The 24,843-nt window shown below is 68.9% G+C and carries 24 protein-coding genes and 1 pseudogene; 17 read left to right on the forward strand and 8 right to left on the reverse strand.

What is annotated here, in order from left to right:
• Positions 1-40 precede the first annotated feature (40 nt).
• The 3 genes from NOCYR_RS20535 (at position 41) to NOCYR_RS20545 (ending at position 3,076) form a co-directional block, all read left to right on the forward strand.
• Positions 41-466, forward strand: coding sequence for a DUF350 domain-containing protein (locus NOCYR_RS20535; RefSeq protein ID WP_014352319.1), 426 nt, complete (start codon positions 41-43; stop codon positions 464-466).
• Positions 466-2,073 (forward strand): polyamine aminopropyltransferase, encoded by a 1,608-nt coding sequence (locus NOCYR_RS20540; RefSeq protein ID WP_014352320.1) that lies wholly within the window; start codon positions 466-468, stop codon positions 2,071-2,073. The genes NOCYR_RS20535 and NOCYR_RS20540 overlap by 1 nt, the downstream gene beginning before the upstream one ends.
• 64 nt (positions 2,074-2,137) lie before the next feature.
• Positions 2,138-3,076 carry an alpha/beta hydrolase gene (locus NOCYR_RS20545; RefSeq protein WP_014352321.1) on the forward strand — a complete coding sequence of 313 codons (939 nt, stop codon included), beginning with the start codon at positions 2,138-2,140 and terminating at the stop codon, positions 3,074-3,076.
• A 279-nt stretch (positions 3,077-3,355) separates the two neighbouring features.
• On the opposite strand, the gene NOCYR_RS20550 is transcribed toward NOCYR_RS20545, so the two are convergent.
• From NOCYR_RS20550 to NOCYR_RS20560, 3 genes are all read right to left on the reverse strand, one after another.
• Positions 3,356-6,259, reverse strand: a complete 2,904-nt coding sequence (locus tag NOCYR_RS20550) for a UPF0182 family protein (protein WP_014352322.1) — start codon at positions 6,257-6,259, stop codon at positions 3,356-3,358.
• 96 nt (positions 6,260-6,355) lie between these two features.
• Positions 6,356-7,009 (reverse strand): isochorismatase family protein, encoded by a 654-nt coding sequence (locus NOCYR_RS20555; protein WP_014352323.1) that lies wholly within the window; start codon positions 7,007-7,009, stop codon positions 6,356-6,358.
• A gap of 57 nt (positions 7,010-7,066) precedes the next feature.
• Positions 7,067-7,870: an SDR family oxidoreductase gene (locus NOCYR_RS20560; RefSeq protein ID WP_014352324.1), complete on the reverse strand. Its 804-nt coding sequence runs from the start codon at positions 7,868-7,870 to the stop codon at positions 7,067-7,069.
• 17 nt (positions 7,871-7,887) lie between these two features.
• On the opposite strand from NOCYR_RS20560, the gene NOCYR_RS20565 reads away from it, so the two are divergent.
• The 13 genes from NOCYR_RS20565 to metK are packed head-to-tail and all read left to right on the forward strand — an operon-like array spanning position 7,888 to position 19,681.
• Positions 7,888-8,739, forward strand: coding sequence for an acyl-CoA carboxylase subunit beta (locus NOCYR_RS20565; RefSeq protein ID WP_269147626.1), 852 nt, complete (start codon positions 7,888-7,890; stop codon positions 8,737-8,739).
• Positions 8,736-8,957 carry an acyl-CoA carboxylase epsilon subunit gene (locus NOCYR_RS31045; RefSeq protein WP_014352326.1) on the forward strand — a complete coding sequence of 74 codons (222 nt, stop codon included), beginning with the start codon at positions 8,736-8,738 and terminating at the stop codon, positions 8,955-8,957. Before NOCYR_RS20565 ends, NOCYR_RS31045 begins: the two co-directional genes overlap by 4 nt.
• A 19-nt stretch (positions 8,958-8,976) precedes the next feature.
• On the forward strand, positions 8,977-9,984 hold the full coding sequence (gene fabD / locus NOCYR_RS20575) for an ACP S-malonyltransferase (protein ID WP_014352327.1): 1,008 nt from the start codon (positions 8,977-8,979) through the stop codon (positions 9,982-9,984).
• Positions 9,981-10,394 (forward strand): acyl carrier protein, encoded by a 414-nt coding sequence (locus NOCYR_RS20580; RefSeq protein ID WP_014352328.1) that lies wholly within the window; start codon positions 9,981-9,983, stop codon positions 10,392-10,394. Before fabD ends, NOCYR_RS20580 begins: the two co-directional genes overlap by 4 nt.
• A 1-nt stretch (position 10,395) precedes the next feature.
• Positions 10,396-10,839 carry a holo-ACP synthase gene (locus NOCYR_RS20585; RefSeq protein ID WP_014352329.1) on the forward strand — a complete coding sequence of 148 codons (444 nt, stop codon included), beginning with the start codon at positions 10,396-10,398 and terminating at the stop codon, positions 10,837-10,839.
• The gene (locus NOCYR_RS20590; RefSeq protein WP_014352330.1) at positions 10,836-11,606 is read left to right on the forward strand and encodes an SDR family NAD(P)-dependent oxidoreductase; all 771 of its coding nucleotides are present in this window, start codon (positions 10,836-10,838) and stop codon (positions 11,604-11,606) included. Before NOCYR_RS20585 ends, NOCYR_RS20590 begins: the two co-directional genes overlap by 4 nt.
• A gap of 20 nt (positions 11,607-11,626) precedes the next feature.
• Positions 11,627-12,082: a 3-hydroxyacyl-ACP dehydratase FabZ family protein gene (locus NOCYR_RS20595; protein WP_014352331.1), complete on the forward strand. Its 456-nt coding sequence runs from the start codon at positions 11,627-11,629 to the stop codon at positions 12,080-12,082.
• Entirely contained in the window at positions 12,079-13,335 is a 1,257-nt protein-coding gene (locus NOCYR_RS20600) for a beta-ketoacyl-[acyl-carrier-protein] synthase family protein (protein WP_014352332.1), read from the forward strand. Before NOCYR_RS20595 ends, NOCYR_RS20600 begins: the two co-directional genes overlap by 4 nt.
• Positions 13,332-13,739 carry a 3-hydroxyacyl-ACP dehydratase FabZ family protein gene (locus NOCYR_RS20605; RefSeq protein ID WP_014352333.1) on the forward strand — a complete coding sequence of 136 codons (408 nt, stop codon included), beginning with the start codon at positions 13,332-13,334 and terminating at the stop codon, positions 13,737-13,739. Before NOCYR_RS20600 ends, NOCYR_RS20605 begins: the two co-directional genes overlap by 4 nt.
• Complete coding sequence (locus NOCYR_RS20610; protein WP_048833568.1) at positions 13,732-15,018, forward strand: beta-ketoacyl-[acyl-carrier-protein] synthase family protein; 1,287 nt, start codon at positions 13,732-13,734, stop codon at positions 15,016-15,018. The genes NOCYR_RS20605 and NOCYR_RS20610 overlap by 8 nt, the downstream gene beginning before the upstream one ends.
• A gap of 7 nt (positions 15,019-15,025) precedes the next feature.
• The gene (locus NOCYR_RS20615; protein ID WP_048833569.1) at positions 15,026-17,371 is read left to right on the forward strand and encodes a beta-ketoacyl-[acyl-carrier-protein] synthase family protein; all 2,346 of its coding nucleotides are present in this window, start codon (positions 15,026-15,028) and stop codon (positions 17,369-17,371) included.
• Positions 17,364-18,455 (forward strand): 3-oxoacyl-ACP synthase III family protein, encoded by a 1,092-nt coding sequence (locus NOCYR_RS20620; RefSeq protein ID WP_014352336.1) that lies wholly within the window; start codon positions 17,364-17,366, stop codon positions 18,453-18,455. The genes NOCYR_RS20615 and NOCYR_RS20620 overlap by 8 nt, the downstream gene beginning before the upstream one ends.
• An 8-nt stretch (positions 18,456-18,463) precedes the next feature.
• Positions 18,464-19,681 (forward strand): methionine adenosyltransferase, encoded by a 1,218-nt coding sequence (metK, locus tag NOCYR_RS20625; protein WP_014352337.1) that lies wholly within the window; start codon positions 18,464-18,466, stop codon positions 19,679-19,681.
• Positions 19,682-19,687: 6 nt separating this feature from the next.
• On the opposite strand, the gene NOCYR_RS20630 is transcribed toward metK, so the two are convergent.
• The 3 genes and pseudogenes from NOCYR_RS20630 to NOCYR_RS20640 all read right to left on the reverse strand — a co-directional run bounded on the left by NOCYR_RS20630 (position 19,688) and on the right by NOCYR_RS20640 (position 21,922).
• Positions 19,688-20,323 carry a DUF2461 domain-containing protein gene (locus NOCYR_RS20630; RefSeq protein WP_014352338.1) on the reverse strand — a complete coding sequence of 212 codons (636 nt, stop codon included), beginning with the start codon at positions 20,321-20,323 and terminating at the stop codon, positions 19,688-19,690.
• A 38-nt stretch (positions 20,324-20,361) separates the two neighbouring features.
• A complete protein-coding gene (locus tag NOCYR_RS20635; RefSeq protein WP_014352339.1) occupies positions 20,362-20,955 on the reverse strand; it encodes a hypothetical protein in 594 nt (197 codons plus the stop codon).
• 60 nt (positions 20,956-21,015) lie between these two features.
• Positions 21,016-21,922, reverse strand: a pseudogene (locus tag NOCYR_RS20640) (alpha/beta hydrolase).
• A gap of 599 nt (positions 21,923-22,521) precedes the next feature.
• On the opposite strand from NOCYR_RS20640, the gene NOCYR_RS20645 reads away from it, so the two are divergent.
• Positions 22,522-23,637: a helix-turn-helix transcriptional regulator gene (locus NOCYR_RS20645; protein WP_197538393.1), complete on the forward strand. Its 1,116-nt coding sequence runs from the start codon at positions 22,522-22,524 to the stop codon at positions 23,635-23,637.
• 12 nt (positions 23,638-23,649) lie between these two features.
• Here the strand turns inward: NOCYR_RS20645 and NOCYR_RS20650 are convergent, their stop codons facing one another.
• Together NOCYR_RS20650 and NOCYR_RS29380 are read right to left on the reverse strand one after the other, a co-directional pair.
• Positions 23,650-24,306 (reverse strand): hypothetical protein, encoded by a 657-nt coding sequence (locus tag NOCYR_RS20650; protein WP_014352342.1) that lies wholly within the window; start codon positions 24,304-24,306, stop codon positions 23,650-23,652.
• A gap of 94 nt (positions 24,307-24,400) precedes the next feature.
• Complete coding sequence (locus NOCYR_RS29380) at positions 24,401-24,676, reverse strand: hypothetical protein (protein WP_148280701.1); 276 nt, start codon at positions 24,674-24,676, stop codon at positions 24,401-24,403.
• Between the last annotated feature and the right edge of the window lie 167 nt (positions 24,677-24,843).

A 24,843-nucleotide genomic window follows, 5' to 3' on the forward strand; every position in this document is an offset into this window, starting at 1 on the left:
CAGGACAATCCACGGACAATTCCGGCTTCAGGAGGACAACATGCTCGAAGATCTCCCCGCGGACGCGGGCGCCGCGCTCGCGTACTGCGGGGTCGGGATCGCGCTGATGGCGCTCGGTTTCGTCCTGGTGGACATCCTCACCCCCGGCAACCTGCGCAGGCAGATCTGGATCGAACGCAATCGCAATGCCGCACTGCTGGTGTCGGCGAACCTGCTCGGCGTCGGCATCATCGTGGCCACCGCCATCTGGACCTCGCAGGGCGCGATCGGCGCGGCGCTGGCCTCCAGCGCGGTATACGGCGTGATCGGCCTGGCCGCGATGGCGCTGGCATTCCTGCTGCTGGACCTGGTGACCCCGGGTGAGTTCCGTGGCGTGGTGGCCGAGAAGGACCTGCATCCCGGGGTGTGGGTCAGCGCGGCCCTGCATCTCGCCGTCGCCGGTGTGGTGGCGGCCGGCCTGACCTAGTGCCCGCTCCGGCGCAGACCGAACGCTCGACCGATACCGGCGCCGCCGATATCGGCGGGACGGTCGGCTCCGGCTCGGGTCCGCGCCGCCGGTTCGCCCGGATCGCGCTGCTGATCACGGTCTTCATCTGCGCGGCGTGCGGGCTGGTCTACGAGCTGTCCCTGGTCACCCTCGGCAGCTATCTGATCGGCGATACCGCCGCCCAGGCCTCGATCACCTTGAGTGTGATGGTGTGTGCGATGGGGTTGGGGGCGCTGGCGGCCAAGCCGTTGCGTCATCGGGCGGCCGCCGCGTTCGTGGGGGTGGAGCTGGCGCTGGCGACCGTCGGCGGACTGTCCGTGCTCGCCCTGTACGCCGCCTATGCCTGGCTCGACCTCTACACCGCGGCGCTGGTGCTGATCTCGATCGTCATCGGTGCGCTGATCGGTGCGGAGATCCCGCTGCTGATGGAGCTGCTGCAACAGATCCGCCGCCAGGCCGCGGGCAGCGCGGTGGCCGATCTGTTCGCCGCCGACTACGTGGGCGCGCTGCTGGGTGGGCTGGCGTTTCCGTTCCTGCTGCTGCCGATGTTCGGACAGATCCGCGGCAGCCTGATCGTCGGCGTGGTGAACGCGGTGGCCGGGCTGGCGTTGATCTTCGTGTGGTTCCGGGCGGATCTGCGCCGGGTCACCCGCTGGCTGCTCGGTTCGCTCACCCTGCTGGTGGCGGCGGTGCTGGTGGGCAGCTACGTCTACGCCGACCGGTTCGAGGCGACCGCTCAGCAGGCGTTGTTCGCCCATCCCATCGTGTGGCGGGCGCAGACGCCGTATCAGCAGATCGTGCTCACCGAATCGCTGTCGCCGTTCGGCACCACCGATACCCGGCTGTTCCTCAACGGCGATCTGCAGTTCTCCTCGGTCGACGAGTACCGCTATCACGAGGCACTGGTGCATCCGGCGCTGGCGGGTGCCCGCCGGAATGTGCTGGTGCTCGGCGGCGGCGACGGGCTGGCCTTGCGCGAGATCCTGAAGTATCCGGATGTGGCGGCCGTGACCTTGGTCGAACTGGATCCGGAGATGATTCGCCTGGCGCGCACCGATCCGCGCATCACCGCATTGAATCGACACGCCTTCGACGACCCGCGGGTCCGGGTGGTCACCGCCGACGCGTTCTCCTGGCTGCGCGAGACGCCCGGGCAGTTCGACGCGGTGCTCATCGATCTGCCCGACCCGGACCAGACCTCCATCGCCAAGCTGTACTCCACCGAGTTCTACGCGCTGGCCGCGGGTGCGCTGGCGCCGGGCGCCACGATGGTGGTGCAGGCCGGGTCCCCGTTCTTCGCGCCGCGTTCGTTCTGGTGCATCGACGCCACGGTGCGCGCGGCCGGGCTGCGCACCCTGCCCTATCACGTGGATGTGCCGAGCTTCGGCGATTGGGGTTTCGTGCTCGCCACCCGCGACGCCGAACCGCGGCTGACGCTGGATCCGCCGGCTCCGCTGCGCTCGATCGATCCGACGAGTCTGGCCGCGGCGGCGGTATTCGCTCCCGACCGCCGTGATACCGGAGAGAGCCCGTCCACCCTGATGCATCCGCGAATCCTGGACCTCGAACGCGGCGAATGGCAGTGACGCGGATCCGGGTTCGCGGCGTGTAGGTCTCGATCGACCGGCGCCCGCACGGTACAACGGAAGAGTGAAGGCCGTGAAGCTGTTCGCTGTCATCGTCTGCGCCGTTGCCGCTTCTGTCGTCGTCTCCGGCCTCGCGGCAGCCGCTCCCGCCGGTACCCGGGTGGTGGCCGAATCCCCGATCGGGCCGCGTGTTTCACAGATCGAGGTGTATTCACCCGCGATGGACAAGGTGGTCACCAACCGGGTGATCCGGGCGGCCGGTGCCGGTGCGCCGACGCTGTATCTGCTGACCGGCGCCGGCGGCGGGGTGGACGGCATCTCCTGGTGGGACGACACCGATGTGGCCCAGTTCTTCGCCGACAAGTTCGTCAATGTGGTGATGCCGGTCGGCGGCGGCTACAGCCTCTACACCGATTGGATGGCCGACGATCCGGTGATGGGCCGCAACAAGTGGCAGACCTATCTCACCCATGAGCTGCCCGGCGTCATGGACGCGCGGCTGGGCGCCAGCGGCCGTAATGCCATCGCCGGGGTGTCGATGAGCGCGGCGTCGGCGATCGATCTGGCCATTCAGGGTGGCCCGCTCTACAGCGCGGTCGCCGCCTACAGCGGCTGCCCGTGGGCCACCGATCCGGTGGGTGTGTCGCTGGCGGGTGCGCAGGTGCTGCGCGGTGGCGGTAATCCGGGCAATGTCTGGGGTATGCCGGGCGGGCCGGGCTGGCAGGCTCATGATGCGTTCCTGAACGCGCATCGCCTGGCCGGTAAGTCGATCTTCTTGTCGGCGGCGTCCGGTATTCCGGGCGGGATCGATGAGGGCGGGTTGCCGATGCCGCCGGTCGAGGCCATCGCGAGCGCGTGCACGGGGGCGTTCGCGGGCCGGCTGGCCGCGTTGGGTATTCCTGCGACGCATATCAATCGGCCGTCGGGTTCGCATACCTGGGGCCAGTTCGAAGCCGACCTGCACGATTCGTGGCCGCAACTAGCACGCGCGATCGGCGCGTGACGGCCGGCGTGCGAGAGAAACCCCTGAACAGAACAGTCCCCGGTAGTCTCCATCGAATCCATGAACCTCAGTCGTCGCTGATGGCTCCGGTATTCGACTGGCTTGCCGGGGGCCTAGCCGGATCTTGAAGGAATGTGACCACCGTTCTCCGGACGTCTCCTTCGAACGCGTCACACTCTTCGGTGTTCCGGTATATGTCCAGTATCACCCGGATTCGGCGTCAGTCAAGACCCCTGCCGGCCGCGATCCGGCATATTTCTCCGAGCCGCGGTCCAGCGGTCATCCGCCCGGCCGTGGCAGCCCTTCGACCTGCTGCTGGATGCGGTCGAGGGCATCGCGGATGGCATCGATCTGGGCGTTGAGTTCGGCGATGGTTGCCTCGTCCACCCCTTGGATCTGCGGCGGCACCGGCCCGGATGGTGGCGCGGGCCGGGGCCGGCCCGGTGGCGGCGGTGCCCCGGGTCCGCCGCCCGGTGCGGTGGCGAGGTTGCCGGTTTCCGGACCGAAGACCTGGTCGAGCGCCTCGGCGAGGGTCGGCGCATAGCCCACCCGGACGCCGCCGGTGCCGGGATCGCGGTAGCTCACCAGCATCCGCGCCAGCTGCGGGAAGGTGGAGCCGTTCGGCGCGGTCGAGATCCGCTCGGTGAACAACGGTTCGACGTAGAGCACGCCGCCCTCGGCGATCGGCAGCGTCAGCAGGTTGCCGTATTGGATCCGGTTGGATCGCTCGAGCAGCGTGCGCTCGGAGGCGACGCGGGTGTCGGAGATCATCGAGTTCTGGATCTGCTGCGGGCCTTGGGTGAGGGTGTCGGTGGGCAGTTGCAGCACAGTGAATCTGCCGTAGTTGTCCGGATCGCATTCGACGGAGATGTAGGCCGAGAGGAACTCGCGATTGAACCCGACCATCGCGCTCGCCAGCCGGAACGACGGGTCGGCGGTTTCCGGGTCCCCCATCAGTACATAGAACGGCGGCTGGTGCGGGTTGGTCTCGACGGTCGGATCGCTGGGCACCGACCAGAAGGCGTTGGTGGTGAAGAACTCTCGCGGCTCGTCGACGTGGTACTTGGCCAGCATTTCGCGCTGGATGGCGAACAGATCCTCCGGGTAGCGGAAGTGCGCGCGCAGGTCGTCGCTGATCGACTCCGGCGGTTCGACGGTGCCGGGGAAGACGTTCATCCACGCCGTCAGCACCGGGTCGTCGCGGTCGACCTGGTAGAGGGTGACCGTGCCGTCGTAGGCGTCGACGGTGGCCTTGATCGAGTTGCGCACGTAGGAGATCTCCTCGAACGGCCCACCCTCGGCCTCGTTGCCGGGCGCCAAGGCCTCGAGCGAACTGCGCTTGGCGTAGGGGTAGTCGTCGACGGTGGTGTAGGCGTCGACGATCCACACGATCCGGCCGTCCACCACCGCCGGGTAGGGGTCGTTGTCGGTGGTCAGCCAGGGCGCGACCAGCTCGACCCGATGACGCGGATCGCGGTTGAAGATGATCTTGGAATCGGCGTCGATGGCGTCGGAGAAGATGATGTTGCGTTCGGCGTAGTGCACTGCGAAGGCCAGCCGGTTGGCCCAGTTCCCGATCGGCACGCCACCGGCGCCGTCGTAGGTGTACTTGGTGGTGTCGGTGTCGTATTCGCGGGGCTCGGTGCCGCCGCCGACGATGGCGTAATCCGGATCGGCCGCGGCGATCACTTCGCCGAAGTAGATGCGCGGCTGGTCGACCGGGATCACCTGCTGCCCCGATGCCGCGCTGGCAATATCGCTGACGGTGTAGATCGGGTAGCCGCTGTTGCTGCTTTCCGCGTCGCCTGCCGCGTCGCGCACCGCGGCATTGACGCGGTTGGCCGGTGCGGCGACGAATCCGTTGCCGTGGGTGTAGACGGTGTGCCGGTTGACCCAGTGCCGCTGGTTGGCGCTCAGCGCGCTCGGCGTCAGCTCCCTGGCCGCGACCACGTAATCGCGCAACTGCCCGTCGATGCGGTACCGGTCGAGGTCGAGTTTGTCGGGGAAGCTGTAGAAATTCTTCAACTGCTGCTGCTGGGTGAAGGTGCGCGAGAGCACGTTGGGATCCAGCAGCCGCACATTGGCGATGGTGGTGGCGTCGGCGGGCACCTGCGGCGGCGGCTTGGTGCCGATGCCCGGATACGGTTTGTACTCCACTCGGTCGGCGCCAATTCCGTACGCCGACCGGGTGGCGGCGATATTGCGTTCGATGTAGACGCGTTCCTTGTCGGCGGCATTGGGGCGCACCGACAGCTGCTCGACCGCCAGCGGCCACAGCCCGCCCACCAGGATCGACGACAGCAGCAGCAACGCGGCGGCCATGGCCGGGATGCGCAGATCTCGCACCACCACCGCGGAGAAGACCGCGACCGCGCAGATGATGGCGATGGCGAACATGATCAACCTGGCCGGCAACACCGCGTTGATATCGGTGTAGCCGGCACCGGCGAAGGTGGGTTCGCGACTGTGGCTCGACAGCAGCGCGTAACGGTCCAGCCAGTAGGCGGCCGCCTTCAACAGGATGAACACACCGGCCAGCACCACCAGCTGCACCCGGGCCGCCGTCGTCAGCCCCGGGAACTTACCGGTCAACCGGATCCCGCCGAGCAGGTAGTGCGCGGCGAGAGCGGCCAGCAAGGCGAGCACGACGGTGGCGAACAGCCAGCTCACCACCAGCCGGTAAAACGGCAGATCGAAGACGAAGAAGCCGATGTCGTGACCGAATTCGGGGTCATCGATGCCGAAGGCGCCGCCGTGCAGGAACAGCTGCACCGTCGTCCAGCGCGACTGCCCGATCAACCCGCAGATCACTCCGAACGCACCGGCGATGCCGAGCCCGAACCACAGCGGTTTGCGCAGCAGGACGCTGCGATAGGGCAGCAGATAATCCTCGCGCTCGGTGTCGGAGATCAGCAGCGGACGGTGCCGGTAGGCCAGCCACATCGACACGAACAGCGCCCCGCCGACGAACAGTCCGATCGAGGCGAACATCGCCACCCGGGTGAGCAGCACGGTACGCCAGACGTCGCGGTAGCCGACCTCGCCGAACCACAACCAGCCGATATAGACCCCGATCAGCCGGGGAACCACCAGCAGCAACACGACGAGCATCGCCACGGTGATCACCAGCAGCCGTACGCTGCCCGGCAACCGCCGCCAGCTGGGAATATCGCGTGTGCTCATCACCGGCTCTCCCGTGGCTGCGCCGGCCAGAGGGGTGGGCGACCGGCACGGGCCGTGCTCCGATACTACCGGCGCGACTCGGGCAGCGGGCCCGGCTCAACCGGCCCGGGCGGGCACCTCGGAGAGCTGTTCGAGCAGATCAGCGGTGCTGAGCACGGCGCCGCAGCGGCGCGCGGTGTAGTTCAACGCCATCAGATGTTCCTCACGGCTGAAATCGGCGGTGGCGTCCAGCGCGAGGAACGGGCGCACATCGCTCATGAACGCCTCCGCGGCGCTGAGCATGCAGCCCATATGGGTGTAGACGCCGGTGATCATCAGCTGGTCGCGGTTGTAGTAGCCGAGCAGCTCCCGCAGGTCTGTGCGCTGAAAGGCCGAATATCGCCATTTGGTGACCTGGATATCGCCGGCGTGCGGGCGTAGTTCGGCGACCACCTCGGTGTCGGGTCCGTGTGACATGCCGGTGCCCCAGAAGTCGGCGAGGATGCCGCGGCGCGAGGGATGCTGGTTGCCGGGCTGCATGGTGTAGATGACCGGGATGCCGAGCTCGTGGCAGCGGTCGCGCAGCCGGGCGATATTGACCAGCAGAGTGCGCGCCGGGTCCTGCGCGACGTCGTAGGCGGACACGAAGTACTGCTGCATGTCGTGGATCAGCAGCGCGCTGCGCTCCGGTGTGACGGTCCAGGCCACCTCGTTCGGTGCGACCTCGGCCGCGGTGGGCAGGTCGTAGGGCGCGATCGGCGGTATGGGCATGACATCTCTCCGGTTCGTCGTATCGGTGCTGACGGCAGGGCGCGGGGCCCGGTGATTTCACATGTCGAGCGTGGCGCCGCCGTCCACCCGCAGGTCGTGCATGGTGATGTGGCGGGCGTCCGCGGAGGCGAGGAAGCGCACTGCCGCGGCGATGTCGTCGGCAGAGGCGATGCGGCGCAAGGGAATACCGAGGCGGTAGACGTGTGCGTCGCCGTCGAGCAATGCGGCGCGGGCGGCGTCGTCGAGCGGGTGATCAGCGTCGGTGTAGAGCCCGCGCAGCATCGCGGTGTCGGTGGAGCCCGGCGAGACCAGATTCACCCGCACCCCATGCGGAGCGACTTGCAAAGCCAGCGCACGGGTGAAGGCGGTCGCGGCGGCCTTCGACGCACAGTAGGCGGCCATGCCGACACGCGGTGTGGCGGCCGCATTGGACGACACCACCACGATCGATCCGCCACCGGCCGCGACCATGTCACGCGCGGCGCGCTGGGTGACCCGCATGGTCGCGGTGGCGTTGACGGCGAGGCTGGTGTCCCAGTCCTGCTCGGTGATCTCCAAGGCACTACCCGCCCGCATGACGCCCGCGGCGTGCGCAACCACATCAGGGCAGCCGTGCTCGGCGACGAGTGCGTCGAAAGCGGCGTCGACCGCCTTCGCGTCGGTCAGATCGACCGCCGTGGCGGCAACCGAACATGCTGCGGTAGCGGCGATTTCGTCAGCGACGTGATGGACGCGCGGGTCCCGATCCCAGAGGGCGAGGACGTCGGACTCGAGTGCGAATCGCCGCGCCACCGCCGCGCCGATTCCGGCGGCGGCCCCGGTGACGACGACCACGCGCTGTCCCGAAACGTTCATGAACATGAGGTTAGCCTAACCTGATAAGTTGCTTCGACGAGGTCCGCGAACTGCTGTCGTATCTGCCGTCGAACAACCAGGAACTGCCCCCGCGCGAGTGGACCGAGGACCCGGCCGACCGGCGCTGCACCGAACTGTGCGACATCGTGCCGGTGGACCCCCGGACGCCCTACGACATGCGGCGCGTGGTCGCCGAGATCGTCGACGACGGGCAGTACCTGGAAGTGCACGAATCGTGGGCGCGCAACATCATCTGCGCGCTGGCCCGGCTGGACGGCAACGTGGTCGGCATCGTCGGCAACCAGCCCGCCGTGCTGGCCGGTGTCCTCGATATCGACGCCTCGGAGAAGGCGGCCCGCTTCGTGCGGATGTGCGATTCGTTCAACATTCCGCTGGTCACGCTGGTGGACGTGCCCGGCTTCCTGCCCGGTGTGGAGCAGGAACACGACGCGATCATCCGGCGCGGCGCGAAGCTGCTCTACGCCTACTGCGAAGCGACCGTGCCGCGAATCCAGGTGATCGTCCGCAAGGCGTTCGGCGGCGCGTACATCGTGATGGACTCCAAGTCGATCGGTGCGGACCTGTCGTTCGCCTGGCCGTCGAATCAGACCGCGGTGATGGGGGCCGAGGCCGCGGCCAACATCATCTTCCGCAAGCAGATCGCCGCCGCCGATGATCCGCTGCGGCGGCGCCAGGAGCTGGTGCGCGACTACGAGCGCGACCTGATGAATCCGTTCGTCGCCGCGCAACGCGGTCACGTCGACGACGTCATCGACCCGGCCGACACCCGCTCGGTCCTGATCCGCTCGCTGGCGCTGCTGGCCGCCAAACGCGCGGCCGGCCCGGTCCGCAAGCACGGAAACATCCCGCTGTGACCGCGATCCGCGTCCTTCACGGCCGGCCGACCGACGCCGACCTCGCGGTGCTGGTCCTGGTGCTCGCGACAGCGGGCGGCAACCGACCGCCCGCCGTATCGGCCACCGCTCCCGGTCCGAACAGCGCGTGGCGCACCAGCCGCACGACGCGCTACCGCCGTGCGCCGGCGGCATGGGGACCCGCACCACGTCAGCACCGGCAACCCCAGCCGGCCTAAGAGGAGGAGGACCCGAACCATGGCAGCGATCACCGCGCCACTCGACGGACCCGAACAGACCCGCACCACCACGGCACCGACTGTGGCGATGTTCCCCGGACAGGGCTCGCAGCGCGCGGGCATGGCCGCGCACCTGCTCGAATCCCATGCCGACACAACGACTCCCGTGTTCGCCGCGGCCGACGAGGCCGCTGGATTCGGCCTGACCGAGCTGTGTGTGTCGGGCACGAAAGAGCAGCTGACCCCGACCGAGATCACCCAGCTCGCCGTCGTCGCGACCAGCCTCGCCACCTGGGAAGTGTTGCGGGCACACAACTTCCGTCCCGTCGCGGTCGCCGGGCACAGCCTCGGTGAGTTCTCCGCCCTGGTCGCCGCCGGTGTCCTCGACCTGGCGAGCGCCTTCGCACTGGTCCGCAGGCGCGGCGAGCTCATGGCGCGGGTGGCCGCGAACACCGAGGGCGGGATGCTGGCCGTGGTCGGCTTGCCTTCGGCCACCGTCGAACGCCTCTGCGCCGAACGCGACGGCACCGGGGTGGCCGAGGTGGCCAACTACAACGATCCGAACCAGACCGTCGTCTCCGGCCACACCGCCGCGCTCGAACAGGTCGCCGCCGCGGCCACCGAGGCCGGCGCGCAGAAGGTGGTGTTCCTCGAGGTCGGCGCTGCGTTCCACTGCTCACTCATGGCCGATATCGAAGCAGAGTTCGCCGAAGAGCTTGCCGCACACAACTTCTTGTCACCGCGACTACCGGTGATCAGTTCGGTCACCGGCGAATCGCTGACCGACGGCGCCGCCGCCCGGATCGTGCTGCGCCGGCAGCTGTCGCGCCCGGTGCGCTGGACCGAGGTGCTGCGCACCGCCGAGCACGCGGGCCCGGTGCGGTTCGCCGAGATCGGGCCCGGCCGGGTGCTCACCGGATTCGTCAAGAACACCTTCGCAGACCGTCCGGTGTTCAGCACCGGCGACGCTCGCCGCATCGACGCGGCGATCAAGCAGATCACCACCCAGGAGAGGAACCAGCCATGACCGAGACCACCGCGCAGACCCTCGAGGCCGTCCGCGAAGCCGTCGCCGAAGCCGTCGGCATCGAGGTCGAAGAGGCCGAGCCGGACGCCACCGTGCTCGGTGAACTGGGTGCGGAGTCGATCGATCTACTCGACATCCTGTTCCGGATCGAGCGCAAGGTCGGGGTGAAGATCCAGGCCGCCGAGATCGCGGAACTGCTGCAAGGCGAGCTGTCCGATGAGGAGTTCGAGGACGCCGACGGCCGCATCACCCCGGCCGGACGGGAGCAGCTGGCACGCGCGCTACCCCAGCTCGACCCGTCCACCCTGCCCGAGACCCTCACCGCCGACCAGGTCATGACGCTGTTCACGGTGCGCAACCTGGCCGAGATGGCCACCGCCCGCGCGGCGCTGGCCGCGGACGCGAGCTGAGATGGGCCCCGTACCGCCGGCGCCGGGCGAGGCCACGATCTTCGTCGGCGTCGATATCGCCGGCGTGGATCAGGTCGCTGCTCGGATGACCGAACAGCCGGGCCTGGCCGAACAGGTCTTCACCGAGCGTGAACTCGGCTATGCCGGCGGACGCGGGCGCGGAGCCGAACACTTGGCCGCCCGTTTCGCGGCCAAGGAAGCGGTGTTCAAGGCCCTCGGCGGCGCGCTGCCCTGGCGCGACGTCGAGGTGGTCAACGGTGCGAGCGGGCGGCCACGCCTGCGGCTGCACGGAGCGGCGCGTGCCGCCGCCGAACGGAAAGGCATACGGGATATGGAAATCTCGCTCTCCCATACCGACGGGGTGGCGATCGCCTTCGTCGTGCTGACCACGGCATCGGCCACCGCGCGCGCTGCCATCGAGCTGGTACAGGAGGCGGCGCGGTGAGGCTCGCCGACCGCGTCGCGCTGATCACCGGCGCCTCCCGGGGCATCGGACGGGCCACGGCGCTGCTACTGGCCGAACAAGGTGCTGCGGTAGCGGTCAACTACCGCTCCGGCGCGGAGGAGGCCGAGGCGGTCGTCGCCGAGGTCACCGCCGCGGGCGGCAAGGCGGTCGCCCTCGGCGCCGATGTGTCCGATCCCGAGGCCGCCGCCACGCTGATCGAACAGACCATCGGGGCGCTGGGCGGACTGCACATTCTGGTCAACAACGCCGGAATTGCCAGGGACGGACTGATCTTCGACATGAACCCCGGCGACTGGGTCGAGGTGATGCGCACCAACTTCGGCGGGGTGTTCAACTGCACGCGCGCCGCGATGGGGCACTTCATGGCCCAGCGCGACGGCGTCATCGTCAACGTCTCGTCGGTCATGGGGCAGCGCGGCTGGATCGGGCAGTCGAACTATTCGGCGTCCAAGGCGGCCATCAATGCCTTCACCCAGTGCAGCGCGATCGAGTTGGCGCGCTTCGGTGTCCGGGTCAACGCGGTGCTGCCCGGCTTCACGCCCACCGAGCTGATCGGCCCGGTCGTCGCGGGCGGAGCCGGGAAGAAGCTGGAGAAGCAGATCCCGCTGCGGTCGCTGGCCGAGGTCGGCCAGATCGCCGAGGTGATCGCCTTCCTGGCCGGTCCCGGATCGGCCTATATGACCGGTGAACTGGTGCGGGCCGACGGCGGTTTCGCCGCACAGCTCGGCATCGGCCGGCTGGCATGAGGGCGAAAGGATCCGACGCTGTGCGATTTCATCTGGTGGATCGAATCGACGCCTGGGAGCCCGGCCGGTCGGCGACCGCGCGCAAGCTCACGTCGAACCAGGAAACCTATTGGGTCCCTGATGGTTCCGGTCGGCCCGTCATGCCGTCGGCACTGGTCTTGGAGAGCGTGTGCCAGTCGGCGACCTGGCTGATCCTGCTGGGCAGTGAGCTGTCGCGCCGGGCGACGCTGCTGGCCGTCGAGGAAGTGCGGCAGCTGGGCGTGGTGCGGCCGGGCGCGGTGCTCGACATCGAGGTGTCGGTGGAGTCCATGGCCGAGACCGCCGCCGTCGTCAACGGTGCGGTGCACGTCGAGGGTACGCCGGTACTGACCGCGACCCGGATCATGTGCGGCCTCATGCCCGCCGACGAGCTGGACGATCCCAGCGAAACCCACCGCCTCGCGCGGTTGCTGAGCCGAAAGGAACTGGTCCGATGAGACGCGTCGTGATCACCGGAATCGGGGCCGTCACACCCCTCGGCAACGATGCCGAGACCACCTGGTCGTCGCTGGCGGCCGGGCGTAGCGGGGTCGGCGAGCTGACGACCTTCGACGCGTCCGGATTCCCGGTCCGCATCGCGGGCTTGGTGCGTGGGTTCGATCCGGCGCGCGATCTGCCCGCGACCACCCGGTGGCGGCATCTGTCGCGTGCGGGCCGGTTCGGGGTGGCCGCCGCCGCGGAGGCCATCGCCGGGGCCGGACTCGACACCGCTGCCGCGGACGAGTCGCGTGGCGTCGCGATGGGCGCCAGCGTGGGCCGCCCGGATCTGCAACTACTGGTCGACGTCGGCCATGAACGCGCCACCACCGGAAAGGCCGATGCCTTCCGTCGTCAGCCACCGAGCCTGACCCTGCAAGGCAATCAGAACCTGCCGACGGCGGAGATGGCGCGGCTGCTCGGTGCGAGCGGCCCCATGGTCGGCATCAGCACCGCCTGCTCGGGTTCGGGTCACGCTGTCGGCGAAGCGTTCCGGCTGATCCAGGAGGGCGATGCCGACCTCATGCTGGCCGGCGGCTACGACTCCTTGACCACCTGGCTGGACGCGCTCGGGTTCAGCCTGCTCGGCGCGCTCACCACCGAATACAACGACGATCCCGAGCACGCGTCGCGGCCCTTCGACGCGCGCCGGTCCGGTTTCGTCCTCGGTGAGGGCGCGGTGGCGTTCGTACTCGAGGAACGCGAGGCGGCCATCGCGCGGGGCGCGACGGTGCTGGCGGAGATCCTGGGCTACGCGTCCACTCTCAATGCCTGGCGCATCACCGACTCCCCGCCGGACGGCACCGGCGCGATCCAGGTGATGGCCGGCGCGATCGAGGAGTCCGGCCTCGGCGTCGAGGGCATCGACTACATCGTCGCGCACGGCACCAGCACGCCCGGCAACGACGAATCCGAAACCATCGCGATCAAGCAGGTCTTCGGCGATCACGCCGCCCGGGTGCTGGTGAGCGCGCCGAAGTCGATGGCCGGGCATCTCACCGCGGCCGGCGCCGGCCTCAATATGGTGGCCGCGATCGGCGCGATCCGGCACAGTGTGGTGCCGCCGACACTCAATCTCGACAACCCCGGACGTGGCCTCGACCTGGACTATGTGCCGCACACGGCGCGCACCGCGCCGGTCCGGGCGGCGCTGGTGAACGCCTTCGCCTTCGGCGGCACCAACACCGGGCTGGTGCTCGGGGCCGCGTCATGAGCGCGCCTGCCACCGCGCTCGACCGCGTCGTGGACGTCGTGCCGGGAGTGCGGGCGGTCGCACTGGTGAACGTGCCGCTGACGCTCACCGTCTTCGACACGCACTTCCCGCGCTTCCCGGTGCTGCCGGGGGTGCTGCTACTCGACCACATCGGCGCGACCGCCCGACTGCTCGCCCCGCCCGGACTGCACCACCAGCATGCCGTGCGTGGCGTGCGGTTCCGGCACTACGTGCAGCCGGGCGACCAGATCCGGATCACCGTCGAGGTGGTCTCGACCGCATCGGAGGGCATCGACTGCCGCGCCGTCGCCGAGGTGGACGGGCGCGCCGCCGCCACCGTGCGGTCGCTGCGACTCGGCGCGGATATCAGCGAACCGGGCACGACAGGGGAATCGGATGACTGAACAACGACGGGTCGTGGTGACCGGCATCGGCCTGCTCACCGCGATCGGCGGCGACGCCGCGAGCACCTGGGACGCACTACTGGCCGGGCACAGCGGGATCCGCCCGATCACCGCCTATGACCCGGCCCCGCTGCGCACCCGGCTGGGTGCGGAGATCGACGGCTTCGAGCCGCAACGGTTCGCCTCCCGCAAGGCGCTGCGCATGCTCAACCGCGGCGATCAGCTGGGCCTGGCGGGCGCGACGCTGGCCCTCGCCGACGCCGGCCTCGATACCACCGGCGATCTCGGGCACCGGTGCGGGCTGTATCTCGGTGGCAACAAGGAGATCTCGCGACTGGACGATCTGATCGGCAGCGTCACCCGGATCCGCCGCGACGACGGCACGCCCGATATGGGCGTGCTCGGCGAACAGGGCGCCTCGATCATGGCGCCACTGTTCTTCGTCGAGGGACTCCAGCCCGCGGCGGTCTTCCACGTCTCGCAGAAATTCGGCATCCGCGGACCGAACGCCTTCTACGCCGGGACCGCCGACAGCGGCGCCACCGCGATCGGCCGGGCGATGCGGGCCATCCGCCGCGGCGAGGCCGATCTGGCGCTGGCGGGCGGCTACGACGATGCGACGAACTGGTGGCCGATGTCGAAATTGGACGGCGTCGGCGTGCTCTCGACCTCGAACGAGCGTGGGCCGGCCGCGTTTTGCCCGTTCGACCGGTCGCGTTCCGGTTCCATCCTCGGCGAGGGCGCGGCGATCCTGGTGCTGGAAGAACGCGCCGCCGCCCAGGCGCGTGGCGCCCGAATCTACGCCGAGATCGCCGGATTCGGCGCGGGCAACGAATGCCATCCACCGCCCGCACCGCATCCGAGCCGACGTGGCCTGTCGCGTGCGATCAACCGCTCACTCGACGACGCCGCGATCGACCCCGGCCAGGTGTCCTATGTGGCGGCGCACGGATGTGCCACCGGCAGTGGCGATCTCAGCGAGACCCGCGCCCTGCACACCGCCTTCGGCGAGCACGCGCCCGGGGTGCCGGTCAGCAGCGTGAAGCCGCAGACCGGGCACCTGGTCGGCGGCGCGGGTGCGGTGAACGCCGCCGTGGCGGCGCTGGCCGTGCATCACGGAGTCATCCCGGGTACCGCGCATCTGGACGATCCGGACCCGGGATGCGATCTGGACTACGTCCCCGACGGACCACGTGAGGCGCCGGTGACCACCGCGCTCGCGCTGGCCAGGGGCTTCGAAGGCCAAGCGGTATCGCTGGCCCTGACCGAGGCGAGGTGAGCCGGCTGTGAGCAGCCCGAAACGAATCGTGGTCGCGGGAATCGGCGCCGTGACCTCACAGGGCCGGGGCGCCGACCGGATGTGGCAGGGCTTTCTCGACGGCCATGTGGCAATCGGCGAGGTGGAATCGCTGGACCTCACCGGGCACTCCACCACCATCGGTGGTGAGGTCCGGCCGTGGCGCACCGAAACCGAGGGGACTCAAGCCCTTGATCCGGCTGTCCATTTCGCGCTCGTAGCAGCGGCCGAGGCGATCGACAGCGCCCGCATCCGTCCACGCGAGGGCGAGGGCGCCGTCCCCGCCACCCGCTGGGGAGTCGCGGTCGGCACCTGCAACGGCGGGCTCGGCACCGTGGAGAAGGCCTGGCTGGCCGACCGCGACGGTGGTGACGTCGACTGGCAGCGGTATCTGATGATCCAACCGCAGATCATCGCCGAGGCGCTCAGCGCCGAGTTCGGACTTCAGGGCCCGGTGCTGTCGGTCAATACCGCCTGCGCGGCCGGTGCGCACGCCATCGCGCACGCGGTCGAGATGATCCGGATCGGCCGGGCCGACGCCATGCTGGTCGGCGGCACGGACGCCTTCAACGCGACCGTCTTCGCGGGCTTCCACAGCCTGGAATCGCTGTCGCCGATCCCGCCCGCGCCCTATTCCAAGGATCGGCGCGGGCTCTCGCTCGGCGAGGGCAGCGGAATGCTGGTGCTGGTGGAACATTCGGTCGCGATCGCCGCCGGAGCGCCCATTCTGGCCGAGGTGCTCGGCTACGGCCTGTCCGCCGACGGACACCATCCGACGGCGCCGCATCCCGAAGGCGCGGGCGCCGCGCGTGCCTTGACCGCCGCGTTCACCGCCACGGGTGTCACGCCCGCCGACGTGTCCTACGTCAACGGGCACGGAACCGGCACTCCGAAAAACGATTCCGCCGAGAGCAACGCCGTACGCCGCGCTTTCGGGCCCGCCGCCGAGAAGATCGCGCTCACCAGTGTGAAGTCCATGATCGGCCACCTGCTCGGTGCCGCGGGCGCGGTGGAGGGCATCGCGACGGTCCTCGCGCTGCGCGACCAGATGGCCCCGCCCACCGCCGGTTTCACCGGCCCCGACCCGAAGTGCGGCTTGGACGCGGTGCCCAACACGGCGCGGCCGCTGCCGATGGATGTGGCGATGTCGAACAATTTCGCCTTCGCCGGCGCCAATGCCACGGTGGTGTTCGGCCGGGAGGGCCGGCCGGCCAGTCCGGTGCCCGAACCGCCGATCGATCGCGTCGTCATCACCGGCATCGGGACGATCCTCCCGGGCGGCGCGAACGCGGGTGAGCTGCTCAGCGCCTATCGCAGCGGCACACTCGAAGGCTACGGCGGCACCGAACTCGCGCTCACCGCAATGGATTTCGATCCCGCACCGTTTCTCAGCCCGAAGCAGCGGCGTCGGATGGACCGGCTCGGCATACTCGCCGTCGCCTCCAGCCGGATGGCGCTCGACGACGGCGGGCTGGATCCGGAAGCGGTCGACTCCGACCGGATCGGCGTCATCGTCGGTACCGGTCTCGGCCCGGTGGAGAGCATGGAGAAATTCACCGTCCCGGTGCTCGAATCCGGTGTGACGGCAGCGAACCCGGCGGTGTTCCCCAACACCGTCTACAACGCGGCCGCCGGGCAGGTGTCGATGGTGCTCGGGGTGCGCGGCCCCACCTCCACCCTCACCGCGGCACATGCGGCGGGCGCCACCGCGCTTGGCGTCGCGCACGACCTGCTGCGTACCGGTGCGGCCGACGCGGCCCTGTGCCCGGCCGTCGACGCGCTGGCGCCGTACGCCATGCACGCCTACCAGCGGATGCCGGTATTCGCCGACGCCGCGGCTCGCGGCTACCGCCTGGCCGAGGGCGCGGTCACCCTGCTGCTGGAGCGGGAGTCGGCCGCACGGGCGCGGGGCGCCCGGATCCTGGCGGTCGTGGCCGGCTACGGCAACGCCTCCGATGCCGCGGGGATCGGCCGCTGGGATCGCGAGGGCCGCGGCATCGAACGCGCCATGCGGGCCGCGCTCGCCGAGTCCGGGCTCACCCCGGCAGACATCAGCGCGATCTGGGCCAACGCTGCCGGCCTCGCCGCGGTCGACGATCCGGAACTCGCGGCCATCGCCCGCCTCACCGGCGGTACCGGGCCGCGCGTCGAAACACCGAAATCGGTACTCGGCGAACCGGTGGGCGCCGGCGCGCACCTGTGCGCGGCCCTCGCAGTGCACGATCCGGCCCGCTTCGACGGCCCGGTGCTGATCAACAGTTCCTCCCTCGGCGGGACGCACACCTCGCTGGTGCTGACACCGGCTACCCACTCGACATCGGAGCATCATGACTGACACCAACAACGTCGCGATCCTGGGTACCGGATCGTTCCTCCCCGGCGACCCGATCGACAACGATCAACTCGAGAAGCTGGTCGGCCCGCTGCCCGCCGATGTGCTCGACGGCATCCAGGTGCGGCGCAGGCACTGGCTGATCGATCCGGCCGACGGCTCGCACCGCATCAGCAACAGCCGCATGGCCGAGGCCGCCGCCCGCACCGCCCTCGAGCGCGCCGGGGTGGGGCCGGAGGAGGTGGATCTGATCGTGGTGTCCACCGCCAGTCCCGAGTTCCATCTGCCCACCGTCGGCAGCTATGTGCAGCAGCATCTCGGGCTGGAACGCTGCGCCGTCATCGAGGTGCGCGCGGGCTGCGTCGGCGCGATCCAGGCCCTCGATATCGCCTACCGCCAGCTCGCCGACGGCACCCACCGCACCGCACTGGTGATCGGCACCGAAGCCATCTCGCCCATCCTCGCGCCGATGTTCCTGGGCCGCGAACCCGATGCGGTCCGGATGCGGGATCGGCTGACGCTCTATAACTTCGGCGACGGCGCCGCGGCCGTGGTGCTGCGCGGGGCCACCTCCGGTCCGGTGGCGCACAAGTACGGCTACGTCAACGCCTGCATGGGTGGGGCGCGCAAACCCGGCATGGTGGTCGTCGGCGGCGGCACCGACCTGCCCGTGCACGAACAGCTGAAACGCAAACGGCTGATGGACATCACGCTCGACGCCGTCGGTGTCGCGGAGTTCGGTCCGCGCATCTTCGTCACCGCGTTGCGTGAACTGCTGGACCGCTCCGGATTGCGCCTGGACGAGATCGACGCGTGCGTGCTCCCCGAGGGCAACGCCGACTACTTCAGCCGCGAATTCGAGGAAGCCGGACTGACGCGGGCCGATTACGACCTGCTGCAATCCCGGATCGTCGAAAACCTCACCGATGTCGGCGCGACCGGCTCCCCCGCCGTCCTGCTCGCGCTCGATGCCGGGCTCGCCGAAGGCCGGATCACTCCGGGCTCCACCGTGCTGCTGGTCGCGATCGAAGCCAGCCGCTACGTCTACGCCGGTCTCGCCCTGCGCTGGCCCGGAAACGAAAGCTGAGGAACCCCATGACCACAACGTCCCTGCCGTCCCGCCGGCTGTTCACCAGCGAATCGGTCACCGAAGGACATCCGGACAAGATCTGCGACGCCATCAGCGATGCGGTGCTCGACGCCCTGCTCGCCGTCGACCCGGCCGCACGGGTGGCGGTGGAGACCATGGTTACCACCGGCCAGGTGCACGTGGCCGGTGAGGTCGGCACCGCCGCGACGGTGGACATCACCGCGATCGTGCGCGCGAAACTGCTCGAGATCGGCTACGACAGCTCATCGAAGGGCTTCGACGGTGCGAGCTGCGGGGTGAATATCGCGATCGGCGCGCAATCCCCCGATATCGCGCAGGGCGTGGACCACGCCTACGAGGCGCGGGTCGACGGAGCCGGCGATCCCGTGGACCAGCAGGGCGCCGGCGATCAAGGCCTGATGTTCGGGTACGCCACCACCGAAACCCCCGAACTCATGCCCTTGCCGATCGCGCTGGCGCACCGGCTGTCTCGCCGTCTCACCCGGGTACGCAAGGACGGCACCCTGCCCTATCTGCGCCCCGACGGAAAGACGCAGGTGACCATCGAATACGACGGAAACCGCCCGGTGCGCCTGGACACGGTGGTGATCTCGACCCAGCACGCACCCGACATCGACCTGGATTCCCTGCTCGCCACCGACGTGCGCGAGTTCGTAGTCGACGCCGTGCTGTCCGAACTGCCCGCCGGTTCGCTCGACTGCGACGATGTCCGGCTGCTGGTGAACCCGACGGGCAAGTTCGTCGTCGGCGGGCCGATGGGCGACGCGGGGCTGACCGGACGCAAGATCATCGTCGACACCTACGGCGGGATGGCCCGGCACGGCGGTGGTGCGTTCTCCGGCAAGGACCCCTCGAAGGTCGACCGCAGTGCCGCCTACGCGATGCGGTGGGTCGCGAAGAACGCCGTGGCCGCGGGCCTGGCCGAACGGATCGAGGTCCAGGTGGCCTACGCGATCGGGCGGGCGGCGCCGGTCGGGCTGTTCGTGGAGACCTTCGGCACCGAGACGACCGACCCGGCCCGGATCCAGGCCGCCATCGGCAAGGTCTTCGACCTGCGGCCCGCGGCGATCATCCGCGATCTGGACCTGCTGCGTCCGCTGTACGCACCGACCGCGGCCTACGGGCACTTCGGCCGCACCGATATCGACCTGCCCTGGGAGCGTTGCGACCGGGCCGACGAGCTGAAGGCCGCGGTCGCGTAGCGGGGGTCAGTCGCCGACCACGGCCGCGAGCCATTCCACCAGCGGCCGCTGCGCCTCCCACGCCGCGCGGATCTCCGTCGCGGCGCGTGGTGTCGGCAGCCAGTCCGGTGCGCCGAAGTCGCGGTGGGTGGTGAGGGTCTTGTGGCGGAGTAGCTCGATGCGGGGGTGGTCGGCGGGGTAGCCCTTGGGTTGGGTTTTGAGGCGGTCCCCGCCGATCTCGTAGCCGGTGCCGGCGAGTTCGGTGAGGATCGCGGCCAGCTCCGGGCCGCGCACGTCGTCGTCGATGGTGGTGCGCAGGCGGGCGAGCTGGTCGGCCGAGCCGCCGTAGAACCCGGCGGCGACGAACAGTCCCGCCGCACCGATCTGCACGTACCAGCCCACGCCCGGCGCGGCGCCTACCACCACGCCCTGGTGGGTCTTGTACGGCGACTTGTCCTTGGAGAACCGCACGTCACGGTAGGGGCGGAAGAGTTTCGCGGACCCGAAATCGGCCTCGAGTTCCTCGATCAGCGCGAGCATCGGCGCCTTCACCGATTCGTCGTAGACCTGTTTGTGCGCGGCCCAGAACGTCTTCGAGTTGTCGGCCTCGAGATCTTCGTAGAAATCCAGACCGGCGAACGGGAACCCTCCGAAACGACCCATGGCAATGAAGATAGGCCCTCGGTCCGACACCCGGGGCGTCAGAACTTGCCGGTGTGGTGGGCGACGCGGTGGCCCAGCCGGGCGGCGAACTCCGCCACGAAGGCGTCGGTCAGCGGCGGCCAGCCCCAGAAATCGAAGGCCAGGGTGCCCAGCGCGAAGCCGGACGGCCAGCGCCACTCGGTGATCGGGCTGCTCGCCTGACAGCGGCGGCAGGCGACGGTTCCGGCACCGGTGCGCTTCCACTGTTGGATGGCCTCGCCGAACGGACGCCACACCTCGGGGTCGGGCTCGAACCGCTGGGGATAGTCGATGATCACGGTGACGGCGCCGCAGCTCGGGCAGCCCGCCGATTCCGGTTCGATCTCACCTTGTCCACCGTGGTGTGCTTCGCGTCCGACGATGACCGCGACGGGCCCCGGCTGCCAGTCCTCGCCCCATTCCTGCGTGATCTGCTGCCAGTGCGGGCCGGGCAGATACCCTGCGTCGACGTTCAGGCTGTACATCCCGTCACCGGACATCTCCCGCGCCAGCAGTCCGCGCGACACCAGCCAATCCACCATGCGCGTCGCCGTGGCGGCCGCGTCATCGGCGTCCACCTCGAGGTCGACGATGCGCTCGAAGTAGTCACCCATCAGCGCCCCCGATCGTCATCGCCGACGACGGTACCGAAAGTACTGCTGCGCTCCCGAGGCTCAGTGCGCTCCCAGCGCGTCGAGGATCATCGGCCGGGCGGTGGCCAGGGCCTGCTGCCAGTACGCCCAGGTGTGCGTGCCGTTGACGATGTCGACGGCACGCACCGACGCCGAGCGCATTGGCGCGGTCGCGGAAGATCTGCGCGGCGATCATGGTGAGCACTTCCAGGCCCATCGCGTTCACCGTGTTGCCCACGCCGTAGGGCACGTCGGCCGGGCCGGGGATGCCGTTGCCGCTGGAGACGTAGACCGGCAGCCCCCGCAGCCGCCCGGCTTGCACGGTGGCGTCATTGCGAGCCGAGGCCGGATCGCCGGGCGGGCCCCACATGTCGTCGGGGTTGAATCGGCCTTCGTCCCACATAGCGGCGCGCATCGCCTCACTCCACATCGGGAAGATCGGGTTGATGAAGCCGGAGAACGATCCGGCGAAGCGGAATTGGTCGCGGTGGTAGGCGGCCAGGATCAGTGCGGCATTGCCGCCCATCGACGCGCCGACAATCGCGTTGTTGGTGCGCGAGACGCCGTAGCCGGCCAGGAAAGCGGGCAATTCCTGGGTGAGGAACGTTTCCCATTTGTAGGTGATCTGCTGGCCGTTGGTATGGCTGGGCCGGTACCAGTCGGTGTAGAAGCTCGACCGGCCGCCGACCGGGAACACCAGGGTGACGTTGTCGCCGGCGAATTGCCGTAATGCGTCGGTGTCACTGGTCCATTGGCTGTGGTCGTGTGGTGCGCGCAGCCCGTCGAGCACGTAGAGCGCCGCGCTACCGCCGCGCGCCGCCCACTGCACCTGGACCTTGATCGGTCCCATGCTCGACGGCACGAACAGTTCTTGGAATCCGCCGGCGGGCGCCCGTAGGCCCGGCGCGCGTAGCGGTGCGGCACCGGCCACCGCCGCGATCGATGACATCAGAACTACTGCTACGACTACGGCGATGGCTCTGCGCAGCCATCCCCCGGGCACCTGCTCTGCTTGCGATCGCGCCACCCCGGCCACTCGTTTACCTCCCACCACGTCGTTGGAAGTTACCGAAGATAACCAATTTACGCTGCCAGAGCGGCTGGAGTTGGCGCCCACGCGCCGATGGCGTGTCGGGGATCGCGACAGGCGTCCGTACCGCTGATCGACGGGTACGGCATGTCCCCGTCGATTTCACCGGATTAGCAGAGGAGAAGCGTTTCCACCGTCATCGAACAGAAACTGATAAACGCATCGTCTGCGCAGTATTCGCAATTGTCCCCGAATGTCCGATTCGGTACGCAAGTGAATTCGGTCAGCATTTTTCGTACCGAGAGTCCGAATTGATCTCTTTGTCGGCACATTATCCGAATACCCCTCGATCTTGCTCCGAATCACCGTGGAAGTTGGTAGATTTCGACGGTGGCGGCCCAGTGCAGTGCCGCACCCGGGGGTTGCATCGATGTAGTTCGGGGACGTTGTGCGATCATGGCTGACAAAAATTCCGCTCGGAAACCCACACGGGTGGCGATAACCGTATGACCGCCGCCGTGACAGCGTTATCCGGTCGCGGAGGAACCACGGCGTCGATCACTCTCCAGCGCTTCTCGGATCTCATTGGCGCGATTTACGACGCCGGCGCCGATCCGAATCGCTGGGACGGCGTGATCGGCACGCTCGCCGCTGCCTTCGGCGCCGTCCGCGGGCTGCTCGTCATCCCCGGATCCGACGGCCACGACTTCGTCGTCAAGGCCGCCGGGTCCGAACTCGGCCCGGCGATCCACGAACACATCGTCCGCGCCGCCGACCGGATCCAGCAGCTACCCGTCGGCGCCCCCGTCACCAGCGATGAGGTGCTGACCCTGCCCGACGGCGGCCCGTCCGATCCCAGCAGCCTCGCGCACAGCTTTCTGGCCCGGCTCGATCGCGACGTGCCGCCCGCCTGGATCTGCCTGACCATGCCGCCGCAGGTCGACCTCGCCCGGCATTCGGCGGGCCGGGCGCTGCTGCACGTCTTGGTGCCACACCTGGCCCAAGCACTGCGTACTCAGTCGAAGCTGATCGAGTTGGCGCGCGAGCGCGCGCTCGCACTCGGGACGCTGGAGCGGGCGCACTACGGGATCATGATCGTCACCTCCGACGCCGCGGTCATCTTCGCCAATTCCACCGCCATGGACATCACCGGCGACAGCGACGGGCTGGCCGCCGACAGCTCCGGCCGGCTGCGCGCCACCCCGTCGACCAATCAGGCCCGGCTCAGCCGGCTCATCCGCGAGGCCGCGGGCCCCGATGGATCGAGCGGCAATGTCGCCATCACTCGTCCGTCCGGTAAGCGGCCGCTCATCGTCCGGGTGACACCCCTGGACGGCATGCCCGGTGACGCGCCGCCCCGGCCGCGCGCGGTCCTGCTGCTGGTGGTCGATCCCGACCACGATCTGGAACCGCAGCCGAAGGCGCTGCACGATCTGTACGGGTTGACCGACGCCGAAACACTGGTCGCCATGGGCGTGATCCGTGGCGACGGATTACCGGCCGTGGCAGATCAGCTGTCGGTCTCGTTGTTCACCGCGCGCACCCATTTGCAGCACATTTTCGTCAAGACCGGAACACACCGGCAGGCGGAACTGGTCCGCCTGCTGCTGTCGAGCGCTATTGCCGCGCAGTGATTTCCGGTCGATTCACACCGGCCGGAAGCCGGTTCCCAGACCACCGCGCAGCGCGACGTCGTCGAGAATTCTGGTGAAATTGACGCCCACATGCGGGCCGAGGCACGGCACCGAGACGTACCCGTTGACCAGGGCCACCAAGGTCGTGCCGACGACCACGGGGCCACCGGAATCACCGACGAGCACACAGATCTGGGTGAGCGTCCACGTCGCGGTATCGAAGACATCCCCGTAGACCAGTCCGCAGGTCTGCCCAGTCGTGCGGCCCTGTTTGCAGGCGATCGCGGGGAATTGGGCGGGCAGGCCGACCTCGGTGATCGTGGTCGCCCCGACCCGGTTGACCGGTACCACCTTGTCCGCGTCGAAGCGGATCACGGCGTAGTCGAGCTCCTTGTTGACGTAGTCGATGGTGCCGACCGGACCCGCTTCCGGATTCGATTCGGCGGAAACGCCGGCCCCCGGCTGGTTGCAGTGGCCCGCGGTGAAGCCGACCATCCGACCGGTGTCGTCCCAGCCGATGGTGGCGAGCGAACAGGTCGCTCCGTCGTCGAAGACGATGCCCGATCCACCGCCCAGTACTACCGGAGGCGCCGCCTGGGCGCTCCCGATGGCCGTGCCCGCCAGGCCGAGGATGGCGGCCGCGAGCACGAGAAGGATTTTGCCGAACATGGTTCTCCCAAGGTGGTCGGCCGAGGATCAGGGGGCACTCCCGAACGGAGTACGAGAGTGCCCTCGTTTCCCCTCGGTCCTGGCATCGGTCGGATCAGACGACACACACCGGGAAGAGGATCGGCACCGTGATCAGCACGATCCCGCACGTCAGCAGTGCGCCGGGAATCGTGAGGAACGGTGACAGCACGGCCGGCTGGACTTCGACCGGAACCGGTGCGACTGGTGCGGGAGCGGGCTCTGCGGCCGGTGCCGCGCTTGCTACCCCGGCGCCCATCGCGATCAACGGCGCGCACGCCGCTGCTGCTATGGCAGAGCGAACCTTGGTGCTAGTCATGACATTTCCCTTACTGTCAGCATTCTTGGTCATGGTCGACCCGGCTCCCCGGGTTGCCACAACGTTCAGCACAGCACCGTTCGGCCGGAAAAGCCTCACGCGAACAGATGAGATGAGTTCTCCGAGCCCGAAAAAGTCATCGAGTCGGGAAAGTGCACACCGATCCTTCCGCGTCGAAACCGCACCCTCCGCGCATACTA

This window comes from Nocardia cyriacigeorgica GUH-2, from assembly GCF_000284035.1.
Taxonomy (GTDB): Bacteria; Actinomycetota; Actinomycetes; order Mycobacteriales; family Mycobacteriaceae; genus Nocardia; species Nocardia cyriacigeorgica_B.

Coding starts and splice junctions, on each gene's coding strand:
- NOCYR_RS20535 (WP_014352319.1), top strand. CDS start 41: ATGCTCGAAGATCTCCCCGCGGACGCGGGCGCCGCGCTCGCGTACTGC.
- NOCYR_RS20550 (WP_014352322.1), bottom strand. CDS start 6,259: ATGAGCACACGCGATATTCCCAGCTGGCGGCGGTTGCCGGGCAGCGTA.
- NOCYR_RS20555 (WP_014352323.1), bottom strand. CDS start 7,009: ATGCCCATACCGCCGATCGCGCCCTACGACCTGCCCACCGCGGCCGAG.
- NOCYR_RS20560 (WP_014352324.1), bottom strand. CDS start 7,870: ATGTTCATGAACGTTTCGGGACAGCGCGTGGTCGTCGTCACCGGGGCC.
- fabD (WP_014352327.1), top strand. CDS start 8,977: ATGGCAGCGATCACCGCGCCACTCGACGGACCCGAACAGACCCGCACC.
- NOCYR_RS20580 (WP_014352328.1), top strand. CDS start 9,981: ATGACCGAGACCACCGCGCAGACCCTCGAGGCCGTCCGCGAAGCCGTC.
- NOCYR_RS20585 (WP_014352329.1), top strand. CDS start 10,396: ATGGGCCCCGTACCGCCGGCGCCGGGCGAGGCCACGATCTTCGTCGGC.
- NOCYR_RS20600 (WP_014352332.1), top strand. CDS start 12,079: ATGAGACGCGTCGTGATCACCGGAATCGGGGCCGTCACACCCCTCGGC.
- NOCYR_RS20605 (WP_014352333.1), top strand. CDS start 13,332: ATGAGCGCGCCTGCCACCGCGCTCGACCGCGTCGTGGACGTCGTGCCG.
- NOCYR_RS20610 (WP_048833568.1), top strand. CDS start 13,732: ATGACTGAACAACGACGGGTCGTGGTGACCGGCATCGGCCTGCTCACC.
- NOCYR_RS20620 (WP_014352336.1), top strand. CDS start 17,364: ATGACTGACACCAACAACGTCGCGATCCTGGGTACCGGATCGTTCCTC.
- metK (WP_014352337.1), top strand. CDS start 18,464: ATGACCACAACGTCCCTGCCGTCCCGCCGGCTGTTCACCAGCGAATCG.
- NOCYR_RS20630 (WP_014352338.1), bottom strand. CDS start 20,323: ATGGGTCGTTTCGGAGGGTTCCCGTTCGCCGGTCTGGATTTCTACGAA.
- NOCYR_RS20635 (WP_014352339.1), bottom strand. CDS start 20,955: ATGGGTGACTACTTCGAGCGCATCGTCGACCTCGAGGTGGACGCCGAT.
- NOCYR_RS20650 (WP_014352342.1), bottom strand. CDS start 24,306: ATGTTCGGCAAAATCCTTCTCGTGCTCGCGGCCGCCATCCTCGGCCTG.
- NOCYR_RS29380 (WP_148280701.1), bottom strand. CDS start 24,676: ATGACCAAGAATGCTGACAGTAAGGGAAATGTCATGACTAGCACCAAG.